3 protein-coding genes are annotated in these 16571 nt (G+C 56.3%); 2 read left to right on the top strand and 1 reads right to left on the bottom strand.

What is annotated here, in order from left to right; all coding sequences use genetic code 11:
* Positions 1–64: 64 nt before the first annotated feature.
* Both IHE30_RS12330 and IHE30_RS12325 read left to right on the top strand, forming a co-directional pair.
* On the top strand, positions 65–4510 hold the full coding sequence (locus IHE30_RS12330; RefSeq protein ID WP_337690977.1) for a SpvB/TcaC N-terminal domain-containing protein: 4446 nt from the start codon (positions 65–67) through the stop codon (positions 4508–4510).
* A 39-nt stretch (positions 4511–4549) separates the two neighbouring features.
* Entirely contained in the window at positions 4550–7846 is a 3297-nt protein-coding gene (locus IHE30_RS12325; protein WP_337690976.1) for an RHS repeat-associated core domain-containing protein, read from the top strand.
* Positions 7847–8099: 253 nt separating this feature from the next.
* Here IHE30_RS12325 and IHE30_RS12320 read toward each other — a convergent pair whose 3' ends face one another.
* Positions 8100–15713: an amino acid adenylation domain-containing protein gene (locus IHE30_RS12320; protein WP_337690974.1), complete on the bottom strand. Its 7614-nt coding sequence runs from the start codon at positions 15711–15713 to the stop codon at positions 8100–8102.
* Between the last annotated feature and the right edge of the window lie 858 nt (positions 15714–16571).

Raw genomic sequence — 16571 nt, 5'->3', positions numbered from 1 at the left:
AGCATCGAGCGTGAGCGCAGTCAGCCAGTTTGGACAATGCGTCAGCATCTCTTAGGAGTTGAATATGCCAGTCACGCAGTCAGCGTCCGATATCGCCCTATCCGAGCCGACGCTGCCCAAAGGCGGCGGGGCCATGCGTGGCCTAGGCGAGGCGTTTGGACCGGTTGGCTCGTCGGGCGTGGCGACGATGACGCTGCCGCTGCCCGTGTCGGCCGGCCGCGGCTACGTGCCGCAATTGGCATTGCGCTATGCAAGCGGCAGTGGCAATGGCCCATTTGGCGTCGGGTGGCACCTCGGGCTAACCAGCATTGGGCGACGCACCGCCTGTGGCACGCCCCAATACGGCGACGAAGACGAATTTATCGGCCCGGGCGGCGAGGTACTCGAGCCGGAGCGTGATGCCGATGGCGTTGTGGTGCCACCTTCTGAGGTCGGTGCCTACAACGGCGTAACATTAGATGACACCTACCGGGTGACGCGCTACTTTCCGCGCATCGAGCGCGACTTCGCGCGCATCGAGCATTGGACCGGCCAAGCCCATGGCGGCGATTTTTGGCTTGTTCATGATGCGGGCGGTGATCTGCATTGCTTCGGCAAAACTGCGTCGGCCCGCATTGCCGATCCAGCGCAACCATCCCATATCGCGGTGTGGTTGCTTGAAGAGTCGGTCTCGCCCAACGGGCAGCACATTGGGTATGGGTACAAGCCGGAAGATGATGCCGGTGTCGACTTACAAGGCAGTGAGGCGCAACGCGACCATGCCGCCAATCGCTACCTTGCCCAAGTGAAGTATGGCAACGTGTTGGCCGCCAACGCACTGTATCTGTTCACTTCATCGAAGCTGGATGACGAGCCATGGTTGTTTTCGCTCGTGCTCGATTACGGTGAGCGTGGTACCGACCCGCAAATCCGGCCCCCGTGGTTGGCGACTGCGCATTGGCCGGTTCGGCGCGATGCGTTCTCGCGCTACGACTACGGGTTTGAAGTGCGCTGTCACCGCCTATGTCGTCAGGCGCTGATGTTTCATCACTTTCCGGATGAACTGGGCGAGCCTGCTACGCTCGTCGCCAGGCTGCTGCTCGAGTATGACGAGAATCCGGTGCTCACCCGACTCGTTGGTGTGCAACGGCTCGCTTATGAGCCAGACGGCACGTTGCAGTCACTGCCGCCGCTAGAGCTGGATTACACGCCGTTCGACGCTTCGGTGTCGTCAGGCCAGTGGCAGCCATGTGATCTCTTTCCCGGATTGAACAACGCGCACCCGTATCAGCTGGTGGATTTGCATGGCGAGGGCATCGCCGGCATCCTGTATCGCGTTGGCCCCCTTTGGTATTATCGGGCGCCCATGCGCAGCAGCGAAGGCGGCGATGCGGTGACCTATGACGCGTGGCGGCCGTTGCCCGAAATCCCGTCACTGCAGTCGCCGGCGATGGCGCTGACGGATATCAACGGTGATGGGAGGCTAGACTGGCTTGTTACGCAACCGGGTCTGGCTGGCTACTTTAGCCTGGCGCCCGACGGTACTTGGTCGACTTTTACACCGTTCTCGGCGCTGCCCGTTGAGTTTTTCAACCAGCAGGCGACACTGGCCGATTTGATGGGTGCGGGGCTCTCCGACCTCGCGCTCATTGGTCCCAAGAGCGTGCGCTTATACGCGAATAAGCGGCACGGCTTTGCGCCCGGCGTAGACGTAGAGCAGGCGTCGACACTTCCCATTGCTGGACGCGATGCGCGGGAGGTCGTGGCATTTTGTGACCTGCTGGGCTCTGGCCAGTCGCACCTAATCCGCATTCGCTGCGATGAAGTGACCGTCTGGCCGAACCTTGGGCGCGGCCGCTTGGGGCAACCGTTCAGGTTTGCGCGGTTGCCATTTAATGCACAGCAATTTAATCCGACTTGCGTATATCTAGCAGATTTGGACGGATCGGGCGCGGCCGATCTGTTATATGCGCAAAGTGACCATATTTGTATCTTCTTCAATCAATCGGGCAACGGCTTTGCGCCGCCCGTCGAGCTGGCCTTGCCACCGGGCGTGCGCTTTGACCGGCTCTGCGCGCTCAGCGTAGCGGATATCCAGGGGCAGGGCATGGCGAGCCTCGTGCTGTCGGTGCCTCATCCGAGCCCAAAGCATTGGCGCTACGATTTCGCCCCTGCCAAGCCCTACCTGATGCACGACATCAACAACAACATGGGGATGGCGCACCGGATTGTCTACCGCAGTTCGGCTCAAGAATGGCTCGATGAGAAGCAGTCAGGCACGGGCGCAGTCAGTGGCCTGCCGTTTCCGGTGCACGTGGTGTCACGGCACATCCAACTCGACGAAATCTCTGGCAATCAACTGGTCCAGCAATACCAGTATCGTAAAGGGGTCTACGACGGGCGCGAGCGGGAATTTCGCGGGTTTGGCTTCGTCGAGTCACAAGATACCAATGACGATGCGAAGCCCGCAGGGCGCAACGTCAGCAATACGCCGCCACGGTTGAGTCGAACCTGGTATCACACGGGCCAGGAAGCGGACGAAGCGGCGCTGTACGGCGAGCCTTGGCAGGACCCCGATGCGTTCAACTGTCCCCCAACACGTTTGACGCGATGGGATACCAACACGAGCCAGGATGTGCCGTTCGACGATCCGGATGCAAAGCGCCGCTGGTGGCTGTACCGCGCGTTAAACGGCAGTGTATTGCGCACGGAGATCTATGGTTTAGACGAGACGCCCAATCAGCAGGTGCCCTATCGGGTGACCGTGGCCCGTTATCAAGTGCGTGAAGTCCAAGCGGCGGGCAGTGATCTCGCACCGGTTGCCATGCCCTTGCCGCTGGAGCAGCTGGACTATACGTACGAGCGCATCGATGGCGATCCGCAAGTCAGCCAGACGGTGACATTGTGCATCGACGCTTATGGTGTGCCGCTGCACAGTGTGACGGTTCACTATCCCCGGCGTGCCAAACCGTCGATGTCGCCTTACCCGAATACGTTACCCGATACTGCATGGCATAGCTTGTACGACCCACAGCAGCAGTGCCTACGGCTCACTGAACAGCGCGCAAGCGTCTGGCATCTGACGAACCCTCAGCAGTGGCGGCTTGGCCTGCCGTGGCAGCACCGCAGCAACGCGTTGACCTATGATGCAGCGCGCGTGCCGTCAGGGGGCCTCAACTTTGAAAACCTGAGCCAGGCCGATGGACTGCTGGACGATGGCCAAGTGCGCGTATTCGGCGGTCAAAGCGTCGTCGTGTACCGGGACACGGACTCCGATGGCATGCCCGATTTTGTGGCACTGGTCGATCACCAAGAAGTCGCGGAGCTTGATCCATCCAGCCTGGCCGCCTACGACGGCCTGCTCGATGAGCCGACACTGACCGCAAAGCTTATGGACGCCGGCTACCAAACGTCACCGACCGTATTGGCCATGCCCAATGCAGTCGAAGCGCCGGTGTGGGTGATCGCCAGCGGCTATCGCACCTACCGTGGTGCAGACAGCTTTTATGTTCCGAGCGAAGTGCAGAAGACTCGGCTTACCGGTGCCACGCAGCTATCGTACGATCCGTATTGCTGTGTGGTGACGCAGGTACAGGATGCGCTGGGCAACATCACGTCGGCGCAATATGACTATCGATTTCTGCAGCCGTGGCGCATAACTGATGTTAACGACAACCACCATGAGGTGCAGTTCGATGCAATGGGCCGTGTGGTGGCCAGCACATTCTATGGCACGGAGCAAGCGCGCGCTGTGGGATTTGATTCCATCACGGTTTCCCCTGTGCCCGCGGGGCTGACCGTTGAGCAGGCGATCGACCAAGCCGGGGCCTCGGCGCAGCGGGTGGCAAGCGTTCATGCGACGGATTGGTTTGCGTGGATGGGACAGGTGTCCCGCTCAGCGCTGCCGCCCGAAGCGGTAGACGTATGCTGGCTGCAGCTGATCGCCGAGCGGCTCATCACGCCCCAGGGCCACATTCGCGTGAGCGCGCGTGACGGGCTACGTGGCGGGGTGCTGGAGCGCCTTTCCGAGCCCGTGCGCCAAGCATTGGCTCGCGCTGCACGCAATCCGGTCCATGCCGTGACGCTGACCGCTGACCGATATCCGAATGACACAGCGCAGCAAGTCCGGGTAGATATCGCGTATACCGACGGCTTTGGCCGCACGCTGCAAGGCTGCGCCAAGACGCCCGGCGGGTTGGCGTGGCAGCGGACTGCCGAAGGTGAGATCGTCGTTGATGCTGATGGCAAGCCAAAGGAAGTGGATACCGGTTCAGCACCACGCTGGGCCGTGTCGGGGCGGATCGAATACGACAACAAGGGTCAGCCGGTGCGTCACTACCAACCCTACTTCATGAATGATTGGACGTATGTTGCGGATCGCGCCATGCGCAGTTTCGGTTACGCAGACACCACCTACTACGACCCCATCGGACGGGCGGTGCGCGTCGTGACCGCAAAAGGGTATGAGCGCAGGACGCGTGTTTATCCGTGGTTTGTCGTCAATGAAGACGAAAATGACACGGCCGGCTAATCCTGCCAATGCACGGTGGACAAACACGAAAGGTACGCGATGAACGAAACCGAGTGGGAAAACGTCTGTCAGGGTACGCCGGTGATACAGGTGATGGATAACCGCGGGTTGGGCATTCGCACGCTTCACTACAATCGCGATAGCAGTATGTCAGCGTTGGACGAGCGCGTGAGTGTGACGCAGCACACGGAATTGGGACATCTGCTCTCGACGACCGATGCACGCCTTTTTGGTGCACTGCAGCAAGAACCCACGGTGGCACCGAATGTGCGTTGTGTCAGCTCATTGAGCGGGCGCGCGCTGCGTCGTGACAGTGTGGATGCGGGGCTGAGCGTTGCGCTATTCGACGTGGAGGGCCGTCTGGCCTGGAGCCAGGATGGTCGCGGCACCCAATGGCGGCAGGTCTGCGACGTGCTGGGGCGTGCGGTTGCCACCTACGTTCAGGCTTCAGATGAGGCTGAGCGGTGCCATGAGCGCATCATCTATGGCGAACAAGCGCCCCAGGCGTCGGCGCATAATCTGCGAGGACAGGTGGCGCGCTATTACGATTCGGCGGGGCAAGTTCGCACGGCGGGATATACCCTAAGCGGGAAGTCATTACAGGATACCCGGCAGTTGCTGGCCAATCGGGATGTTCTGGCCAATTGGGCAGGCGAAGACGAGGCGGCGTGGGCGGCTCAACTGTCGGCCGACGCGTGGACCACCGAGCGGCAATATGGGGCGTTGGGCGACACGGTCTCGCAAACGGATGCGAAAGGTAACCGACAGCGCTTTCGTGTCGACGTGGCGGGTCGGCTACAAACGAGTTGGCTCAAACTGGCCGACGTGAGTGACGAGCAGATCATCGTGGGCGACATCCGGTACACCGCCGCCGGTCAGCGGCTCAGCCAGACAGCCGGCAACGGCATGGTCACGACCTACGACTATGAAGCCCAGACGCAACGCCTGCTGTGCACGAACACGCGCCGTGACGATGGCACGATGCTGCAAGCGCAGGAATATACGTATGATCCGGTTGGCAACATCCTGACCATCGGCGACACCACCCAGCCAACCCGCCACTTCCGCAACCAGCGAGTCGTGCCGCTGCACACGTACCGCTACGATGCACTGTACCAATTGCTGGAGGCCAGCGGACGAGAGAACGCCCCGGCCGGCCGCCAGGGGCCGGCTTTGCCGACACCGCAGCGCGACCCCATCAACTTGACCCACTACACCCGCAGCTATACGTACGATCGAGGGGGCAACCTCACCGCGATCCGGCATCAAGGCCAAGGGGCCAACGCTTATCGCAACGATATCGTGATTGCGACCCGAAGCAACCACGGTGTCGCGCAGACCGAACAGGGCAATCTGCGACCGGAAGACATCGACAGTGGTGATTTTTTTGATTGTAATGGCAACGGCTTGCAATTGCAGCCCGGCCGGACTTTGGTGTGGAACGAGCGCAATCAGTTGGCGCAGGTGACGCTCGTCGAGCGTGGCAGTGACGATGACAGCGACCGGGAAACATACGGCTACGATGGCAGCGGAATGCGCGTGTGGAAGCAGCGTCGCACGAAGACCGGCAACACGTGGCGCACCGAAGAGGTGATTTACCTGCCGGGCCTAGAGCTTCGCACGACGCGCGTGGATGACCATGTCGAAGAGGCGTTGGAAGTGATCACCGTCGCAGAGGGCATGGCGCGCGTGTTGCATTGGCGCGTGGGGCAGCCCGCGCAGATACCCAATGACCAGTACCGCTGGAGCGTGAGTAATCTGATCGGCTCGGTGAACTTGGAATTGGACAGTGACGCCCGCATTTTAACGCGCGAGGAATACTACCCGTATGGCGGCACCGCGGTGTGGGGCGGCAACGATTGTGAAGTGAAATATAAGTTCGTCCGGTACTCGGTTAAGGAGCGTGATGCGACGGGGTTATATTACTACGGCCACCGCTATTACCAGCCGTGGTTGGGGCGCTGGGCGAGTGCCGATCCAGCAGGACCGGTTGATGGTCTAAATCTTTACGCGATGGTTAGAAATAATCCGATCAACCACGCGGATCCGAATGGGTTAAAGGCGTCGAATTGGCAGCTATTTAAAACCATGGCAAAAAAGCATGGCCCGAAGCTGATACCGTGGGTGACGCCGATCCTAGCGGCGGGTGCCATAGCGTTGGGCGTGCCGGGTGTGGTCATCGGCGCGGTAGCGGCGACTGCAGGGCTCATTTACTCAGGCTACCGAGGTTATAAAGCTATTCAGCGATTCAGACGCGGTGACGGTTCAGGTGACGCGACCCGGCGTAGCCAGGAAGCTGTCATTGCGACGGCGTCCCCCAAGCAACTGAGTTTCTTGGGCAAAGTCGGCAGGGCATTGCGCTGGGGAGGGGCGGCTGCCGCGGTGACGGGGGGCATTGCCGCGTTGGCCGGCGCCGCGCCGCTGGTTGTCGCGGGCGTGGGTATTGCCGCGGCCATTGGCGGTGCGGTATTTGCTGTGTCGGCCGCCTCACGGCTTGCACGCAGACATGCGGCGCATCAGGCGCAACAGATCCAACGAGAGGGTGGGGGGATCCTAAGTTACGGCGCTCGTTCTGCGGCTACCACGTTTGTGTCAGCCGAGATGCATGGCGCCTCGCATACTGGGGCCGCGGTGGCCATGGCCGGTACTGCGCCGATTTCAGTTTTAGGGTGGGCGGAACAAAATGCTGAAGCGAGCGTAGCCGGTGCCCATGCGGGCGGCGTGGCTGTGGGTGAATATGAAAGTATTTCACGTGCCGTGGGCATCGAGACGGCCCCCGATATACCGGCGCTCGTTGGGACGGCACTGGGCGGTGGTGCAATGGGCTATCTACACGGCCAGATCGAGGGGGCCACGGAAGTGGGTCAGGCGGCGGGAGCGATGGCACGCCAAACGCAGGCTCGGCTTTGGCTGGGATTCGACGCCGTCAATGCGTATACCCGGAGTTTGGGCGAATCCATATTCGACACCGGTGCTTCGTTGGTCCGGGATGTCGCCCATTCTATGGGGCTGACTGGTGGGCGCTCATGGGGGGGACGGGCTGCTCAATTCGGGTGGCGCGTGGCAGGCTGGTTGCTGGGGAATCGGATCAGGGCGACGGCAGGGTATGCCATTGGAGGCGCCGTTTTAGGTGCAGTGGGAATCGGTGCACTTCCAGCGAGCACCGGTGCGATAACATTTGCCACTGCAGCGGGCGGGGCCGCTTACGGAGGGTATCACGCCCTACCTGAGGGCGGGCTGGTCTCAGGTATGCGACGCATGGCCACTGGAATGATCAATAGGGTGACGACCCAGTGGCTGACGTTTCCTAACCTTGGAACCAGTTCAACAGCTTAAAGTTGGTTTGTTGTGGGACGCATGCCTACCCGTTATTGTAAGTGGGTGACTGTGTCCGGTGATTCACGGGGTTGCTCCACCAAATCGATGGCAGCGATCATCCGTGGTTTGATGAGTGCGTGCCGCTGGTGTATGGATGATGCGACGAAGCATTTTGCGGGCGGTCACCGCTCAATCTTGCACGAATCAAACAATTATCTTGTCATGGATTGCGTCCGCAAGTTCGTGGTTGCGGACGCAATCGTGAGCCTCCTTACCCGCTCACGCCAGGTGCGCTGGAATTCGCGCTGACATATAGACTACCTAACCGCTGGGCTAAAATCTGCCCAATTTCAGCGGCCGGTCCCGCTCCCCCCATGTCTCTATGTTTGCAATGTATATTGCATATTTCAATATTTTTAAGAATATAAGGTTTCCACAGATCAGGAGAGGCTAGCGGAATGGATTCATCATCCGCTATCGTTGCATAAAAAAACAGTGCATCGCCACCATAGACAGGAATTGAAGCTTCTTTTAAAAGACGGTGGTTATTTTTGATAACATCATGAGTTTTTCCCCATAAATACTCTCCCACATTTGGAATGCTATCATTCCCATACCTGGACAGTAGATCGATATAAAATTCCTTTTGAATTTTCTCTGGATCATCAACCCGCTGAGCATAATCTGGATAGCTATCCAGTAAAGCCAGTAACGCCACGCTTTCCCCTTGTTGTTCTAGCTGCGCTGCCATACTCTGCACTACATTGCCGCCGAAAGACCATCCTAGCAGATGGTAGGGTCCGTTAGGCTGAATGCGGCGAATTTGCTCGATGTAATCCGACGCCATTTCATCAATTGTTTCCGCAAGTGGTGACGCGCCATTGAGCCCTCGGGCTTGCAAGCCATAAATGGGTTGATCAGTATCTAAGTAATTTATCAAATTCCTATAGAGCCAACTCAACCCACTGACAGGGTGAACGCAAAAAAGAGGTGGCCGGGTGCCATTGGGTTGAATAGGAAGCACAACAGCGAAGGCGTCATCGCGAATACCTGTTCGTTGAAGTAAGCGCTGTACCAGTCCTGCGATGGTGGGAGTTTCAAACAGCGAAAGAATAGTAATCTCGATACCCAATGCAATGCGGATGCGTTCAATCATCCGAATAGCAAGCAGTGAATGCCCCCCAAGCGCGAAGAAGCTGTCCTGACGCCCTATTCGCTCTACGCCCAGCAACTCGCCCCAGATCTCAGCAAGCGTAGTTTCGAGTTGACCCTGCGGCGCTTCATATTTCTGAAGCGCAAGTGCACCCGTGTCAGGTACCGGTAACGCGCGGCGATCCAGCTTGCCGCTCGGCGTGAGCGGAAACGCATTAAGCTGTACGAATGCACTGGGCACCATGTATTCAGGTAGGCTAGCTGCTAGATGCATGCGGAGCGTGTTGGCCAGTTGTTCGTCTGCATCCGCTATCACATAGGCTACTAAGCGTTTATCCTGATCTTCGCCTGTTGCCAGTACCACCGCATCACGCACCTGCGCATGCCGAGCCAGGCATGCCTCGATCTCACCCAATTCAATTCGAAAGCCACGAATTTTGACTTGATGGTCGTTACGGCCCAGGAATGCCAAGTTGCCGTCGGGCAAGTAGCGTGCCAAGTCCCCCGTCTTGTACATGCGCGCATCGGGTTGATCCGAGAAGGGATCGTGTACAAAGCGTTCGGCAGTGAGCTGTGGACGGTTCAGATAACCGCGTGCCACTCCTGCTCCGCCGATATACAATTCGCCCACTGCGCCTAGTGGCACTGGCTGGCCACGAGCGTCGAGCAGGTAAATTCGCGTATTCGCGATCGGTCGGCCAATCGGAACATTTTTTTCTGTCCATGCTACTGGGCAGGTCCAGACCGTTGTGCCAATAGAGGTTTCGGTGGGGCCGTACAAATTATGCAGTTGCACGTGAGGAAGCAGGGCTTGGCAAATTTGAATATCTGCACTGGATAACGCTTCTCCACTGCAAATTAGCTGCTTTAAAGACGTACAGTGTTGAATACTTCCACTGTTGAGAAAAATACGAAGCATGGACGGCACAAAGTGAACGGTAGTGACACGCTGCCGTATAATTAAGTCCATGAGGGCATAGGGATCTTTGTGCGCGTCTGGTGCCGCTACCACAAGGGTAGCGCCGTTCATTAAAGTCCAAAAAATTTCCCAGAGAGAAACGTCAAAACTAAAAGGTGTTTTTTGCAAGACGCGATCAGTAGGCGTTAAGCTATACGCCAGTTGAGGGCTCTTCAGTGCTTGATGTTTTGTAGATGGTTCGGTTTCAAACAGGCGCACAATTTGTGCATGCTCGATCATTACACCTTTTGGTGCACCGGTCGAGCCGGATGTATAAATCACGTAAGCGAGATGATTAGAGGTAAGTTTGGGGACATTGGGGTTGATGCTGGAGGATTCTGGCAATACAGCCGGGTCGAGCACGGTCAGCGAATGGAGCATTGTTTCGCCCAATGCGGCACGGCCAGCCGCATCGGCTAGCAGAATGGCTGGTGCTGCATCTTTGAGGCAATAGACGAGGCGCTCAGATGGATGCCCTGGGTCAAGCGGTACATAAGCACCACCCGCCTTTAAGATCGCGAGCAACCCCACCACCATTGCAAGACTGCGTTCTACACAAATTGCAACACGTACGTCCGGTTGAACGCCCAGTTCGATCAAACGATGTGCAAGGCGGTTGGCCTGAGCATTCAATTGTGCATAGCTGAGTGTTTGGTCTTCGCATACCAGTGCGGTGGCCTGCGGCGTGCATTCAGCCTGGGCTTCGAACAACTGGTGGATACACAGGTGCTTTGGATACGGCTTTGTAGTTGCATTCCACGTTTTGAGCAAATGCTCTCGTTCCTCGCTGGATAATATTTCCAATTGCCAAACTGGCATATCGGGCGTGTACTCGAGCCCTTCGACTAAGCTCTCCAGGGCTTGTTGCATATAACCGCATACACGGGCAGGGTCGAACGGCTGTGCAATTTGAGCTGTCAATCCCAGTGCAGTGCCAAAATCGTCCACTGACAGTATAAGAGGGTAATTGGTACGCTCCTCAAAACTTAGGAATTCAATGCCGGGAGACGTTTCGCTCCCAACCGTCTGTATTGCATTGTGTCGGTAGTTCAACAGCGCACTAAAAAGTGGTGTACCCGCTAGTACGCTACTGCAGCGTTGTGCAAGCGTCAGCGACGCATGCTCATGCTCGAGCAGCGCAGCCAGCCGCGCTTGCGTGTTTCGCACACTATCTGCAACGTTGTCACTGTCCAAATCCACACGCAACGGCAATGTATTGACAAATAGCCCCATTGCACTGTCTGCGCCGTCGCCTGCGTGCATCCGTCCAAACAACACCGTACCAAATACCACACGTTGCTGGCCGCTTGCACGAGCGAGCACCTGCGCCCAGGCCAGATGACACAAACTGGCCAAACTTACGTCTAACCGTTTGGCTTGGGCACGTAGCCGATCATTTAAAGCTTGCGGTAGCCTTTGGTGTGCCTCGGTAATTTGTGTGCCGTCGTGATGCACGTCGGCCAGTCCGAACGGTAGCGTCGGTTCTTCCACGTCGGCAAGCATCTCGGTAAAGAAACGCTCGTGCTCGACTTGCGATACGCCTAAGTACGCTTGCGCAACCAAGTTACGAAACGGCTGTGCGGGTGGCAGCGTATCACCTCGACCTTCGATAAAAGCCTTGACTTCCGCATGCATGACTTCTAGCGTCGAGTGATCGTGAACTAGATGATGCAATAGTTGAACTAGTAGCCAACGACCGTCATTGTTCTGCGTAATCACAAACCGCAACAACGGAGCTTGAGTCAAATCGAGGCAGTGCTGTCGGGGATCGAACCGTTGGGCCAATTGTTCGGTGACCTGCCCCTCGTCCGGATCGAGAGCGAGTTCGGTGATTGACAGCGGGGCGTGACGCCAAACGACCTGCACAGGAGTAGATAGACCCTCCCAGAAAAACGCAGTACGAAGAATATCGTGTCGATTGACAACTTGTTGGACCGCATTCAAGTAACGGTCGAGCATCGCCCTGTCATCAAACGCCATTTGGGCGATCAGCAAATACGGATCACCATCGGTCGACAGCAGATGGTGAAATAAAATACCATCCTGCATCGGCGACAACGCATAAATGTCTTGAATATTTGCGACGCCACCGGGGACCTGTTCGACAATCCGGTCAATGTCGGCCTGGTTAAGGTTGACCAATGGCAGCAACTGGGGGGTCAGCGTTGCAGTCTCGAGTGTAATGAGATTGGGCGGCACGGCCACTTCACAGTGCTGGCCCAACGATTGGGCCAGCTTGCTGAGTGTGGGCGTGTTGAATAGTGTGCGTACCGATACGGTAAGATCGAGGCGTCTGAGACGTTCAATCATCTGCACGGCAAGCAGTGAATGCCCACCGAGCGCGAAGAAGCTGTCGTGACGGCCCACGCGTTCGACACCGAGCAACTCGGACCAGATTTGAGCCAGCGTGGTCTCGAGCTTGCCCTGTGGCGCCTCATACGCTTGATGCGCGAATGCCTCCGCATCCGGCGCCGGCAGTGCGCGCCGGTCCAACTTGCCGTTCGGTGTCAGCGGCAACGTATTGAGTCGCACGAATGCGCTGGGCACCATGTATTCAGGTAAACTCGCAGAAACATGGGCGCGCAAGGTGCCGGACAGCGCTTCGTCAGCCTCCGCCACCACATACGCCACCAGACGCTTTTTGTTGTCATCACCCAGCGCTAGCACTACCACGTCGCGTACCTGCGCGTGTTGGGCCAAGCAAGCCTCGATCTCGCCCAATTCAATCCGAAAGCCACGAATTTTGACCTGATGGTCGTTGCGACCTAGAAACTCCAAATTTCCATCGGGCAAATAACGCGCTAAATCGCCCGTCTTGTACATGCGGGCATTCGGGGTAGCCGAGAACCGATCAGGCACAAAGCGCTCAGCAGTGAGATCCGGCCGGTTCAGGTAGCCGCGAGAGACACCCGCGCCACCGATATACAATTCGCCGACCGCACCCAGCGGCACCGGCTGACCGTAGGCATCGAGCAAGTAAATGCTCGTGTTCGCAATCGGTCGGCCAATCGGGATGCTCCGACTTGGAGTGACGCTGCGCACTTCATACCAACTCGCATAGGTCACCGTTTCCGTTGGCCCATACACATGTAGCAAGTGCCGCGGCTTTGCCTCCTGCAAAACGCGAGACACACATTGGGGATCTGCCGCTTCTCCTCCGAATAACAGATAATGTAGATCACTAAAAGCATCAGCCTGTTCTTTAGCGATTTGGTTAAAAAGTGCCGTTGTTAAAAAGAGCACGGTCACCCCGCGCTGTTTGAGCTTACGAGCTAAGGCAGACGGAGAAAGTAGGCTTTCTCGATCGATAACCTCGATGCGAGCGCCGTTTAATAAGGGTGCCCAGATTTCGAAAGTCGCTGCATCGAATGCCATGTTCGACGCGAATGCAAAGACCGCTTCCGGCTCAACCTGTATGTAATCGGTTTCTTGGACCAACCGGACCACGCCTTGATGATGCGCCATCACCCCTTTAGGCGTACCAGTCGAACCGGACGTATAGACTACATACGCTAGATGACTTGAACTCAGGCCTGGTACCTGCGGATTCGTGTCAGGCTGACTCAATAATGTGTTCGGATCCAGCACTGTACGGTTGGCCAGTGCCGCATCACCCAGCGCGGCGCGCCCCGATGTATCGGCCAGCACGATCTGCGGTACCGCATCTTGCAGGATGTGCGCGAGCCGCTCCCTAGGATACGCCGGATCCAGCGGCACATAGGCGCCCCCAGCCTTCAAGATCGCCAGCAATCCCACTACCATCGCAGGACTCCGCTCCACGCAAATCGCCACCCGCGCATCGGGCTTCACGCCCAACTCGATTAGCTGATGTGCCAAGCGATTTGCCCGAGCATTAAGTTCAATATAGCTGAGCTTTTGGCCTTCATGCACGAGTGCCGTAGCCTCGGGTAGGCGAGCTACCTGCGCCTCGAACAATTGATGGACACACGAATGCGCTGGGTAATCCCGTTGTGTTGCGTTCCATGTATTGAGTAGTAGTTCTCGCTCGGCTGATGGCAGCAGGTTTAATGTTTTAGCTGGCTTGTCAGCATGATCGGCATTCAGTGACGCATGGCCCAACTCGCGTATATGCTCGCTAATGCGCTGGACCTGAACAGCATCCAAACGGTTGGCATCATATACCCAGCGAAATGCTCCAAGTGAATTAATTTGAAGCGTTATCAGCGTACCAACTGCGTCTGTGCTAGAAACCAGATAAGACTGCGTTTCATTAGGTAATACCGACACGGCCACTGGCCAAGGATGTTTTGCACGCAAGGCGGGCAAATCACGAAGTACTGGTGAACGGGAGGCTAAGTCGCGCACAAATGTGCGATGTTTCTCAAGGCGAGCGTACTCTGCCTGAATGTTGGCCAAATTCCTTGCAAAAGGTTCATCCAACTCTGCCCCGATGTCCATGGGCACCACTGACGCCAAGCAGGCGAGGGCATTTAACGAGTTGTGGGCTTCATTGACGTGCCAGCCAATCTGAAATTGCGTTTGCGCCGTCAGACGGGCCAGATAGATCGCAAATACAGTAAGTAGCGCTGTCGCTGTCTGATTTGATGCATCTTTCTCTTGCAAGGGCGGGCACCATGCGCTCGCTACCCATTCAGGTTCGGTGCTATGCTCACGTTGTCCAAAAGGCAACTGTAAAGGCTGTAGGCATGTCAAGCGTTGTTGCCAGAAAGCTTCGTGGGGGGCTAGCCTTTCATGAATCTCAGTGATCGAATCGGCTTGTTCTTGGGTCAGCTCGGGTAGTCTATCGCCTTGACTAATGCCTGACTGTATTGCTAAAGCCTGGGCGGGCAAAGGCTCGCCCTCAAGGGTGGAAAAGCCGCTAACCAACACATCTTCGCTACCCGTCGAAATTTGCCAGGCGTGAGGCTTGATGCTGATCACCGTACCAGCTACAGCGCTGGAACGCTGGTCTAGTCTCGTAATACGCGCCACCTGTACCGTACCTTGTTGAAGCAACAACTTCGGACAGCCCAACGGATTGAGATAAAGCTCACCAAACGTCAACGCACGCACCAATGCAGATAAATCCCGAGCTGAACTTGTCCAGCGTAAATAGGCACCAGCCGGAGGACGACGGTGTTTGGCATAAAAGCTGCGTTGGGTTGGGTCTTGCGAGCGTACGGCTAATGAGCATTGACTCAAACCAGACAGCAGCTCATTAAAACCTTCTTGTGCTGCCTGATAACATTTTAAATTTAATGTCAGTGTGGTCTCGTCTGCATCGATTGCAACAGGACGTTGGACTGCAATATGCCCGGCATCCACCGCAGCGGTAAGATAGTGCCAGGTAATCGCGTAATGAGACTCATGAGCCAGCAACGCCCAGGAAGTGGCGTGAGTGCCTGCGTAACGGGGCAATGGTGCGTCGTGGTAATTGAACGCACCCTTGCGGATGTTCTCAATCAGTGACGCTGGCAGGATGAGCGGATTGACGACTGAGAATAACCAATCTACCGGATGCTGTTTGATGTTGTTATTTAACGCATCGACCGTATCGACACAAAGAATTCCTTCATGAGCTGCCCATGTCCTTAGCACTGCGTCAGTTGCCAATACCACTTGGACGACATACCCTGAGGCAACAAGTTGCTGCGCACAGTGTACAGCCAATGTGGTGCCGCCCACAATTACGCACCGGTGCGATGGAGCCGAATGCTCTTTATTCTGTAGTGCAGGGCTTTGTGCTCCGAGTGAAGAAGAATGCACTACTTTAGTTGGGCCAGAAGTTTCAAGCTTAGCAATTTGATTATTCATATTAATTTGCACTCGTTCAATATAAGGAAATGGCTTTACCACTTAGTATCCAGTTTGCGCGCCGCTATTGTGGCGCACGCGCACGCGCATCCGAGGCGAATGCCTAGCGCCTAGCACATTGAAAATCCAACCAGCTCGGTATGAGTGCCATTCGAGACTGGCAGGCATATCATATGCTAAGCGCGGCACTGTCTGCGCAGATATAAAAATCGCTTCACATCGTCGTTTAATTTACTGAGGCTAACATTGATTGCGTTAATTGAATCCGGCGTTATTGCGATTTATTGAATGATTGTTTAATTTTATGCTTTGCTGTTGGTCGGTCCTTTTAAAATATGAAAATATTGCTTGCTTATCGAATCATTTGCATTCGATAAGACATCGAGCTTTTGGTAGGGTGCTGCAATGTTTCAGATTACGATTGAAATGAGGGAGATTTTAACGATGTTCCCGCTCATGAAAGCCATTATCCGGATGTATATCGAACTAAAGCACCATTGCGTCCCAGTTTGCAGAATGGTTCGAGACAAGAGAGATAGGAAAAACGGATGTACCGCGTAAGGACAACGTGGCTTGGACTAAATCAGAGTACTTCGTCATTGCGTTCACTCCAGACATCGCCTGTATGAAACGGCAGTCGCGGCTGCCGACGAATCACCCCATTCTTCTGATAATCCACGCCGCGTACGAGAATGAAGTCCCGTTCCCAAGTGCATAGCTTCCCAATGAGGTGAAGTCACTATAGAACTAAATTGGGAACCATCCAAGCAATTTTTCTTTTCAAAAAACGCCAGAATCAGTATAGGAAAGCACGTAAGCAGCGTGTGCCGATAACTGGAGATGGCAGTGGAGAACAAA

It is taken from the genome of Mycetohabitans sp. B46 (assembly GCF_037389205.1).
Lineage (GTDB): Bacteria > Pseudomonadota > Gammaproteobacteria > Burkholderiales > Burkholderiaceae > Mycetohabitans.
The sequence above is the reverse complement of the archived record's forward strand: the minus strand, read 5'-3'. Positions and strand labels throughout refer to the sequence as shown.

Excerpts from the sequence above, each read along its gene's own strand:
- IHE30_RS12330 (WP_337690977.1), top strand. The coding sequence starts at position 65 with ATGCCAGTCACGCAGTCAGCGTCCGATATCGCCCTATCCGAGCCGACG.
- IHE30_RS12325 (WP_337690976.1), top strand. The coding sequence starts at position 4,550 with ATGAACGAAACCGAGTGGGAAAACGTCTGTCAGGGTACGCCGGTGATA.
- IHE30_RS12320 (WP_337690974.1), bottom strand. The coding sequence starts at position 15,713 with ATGAATAATCAAATTGCTAAGCTTGAAACTTCTGGCCCAACTAAAGTA.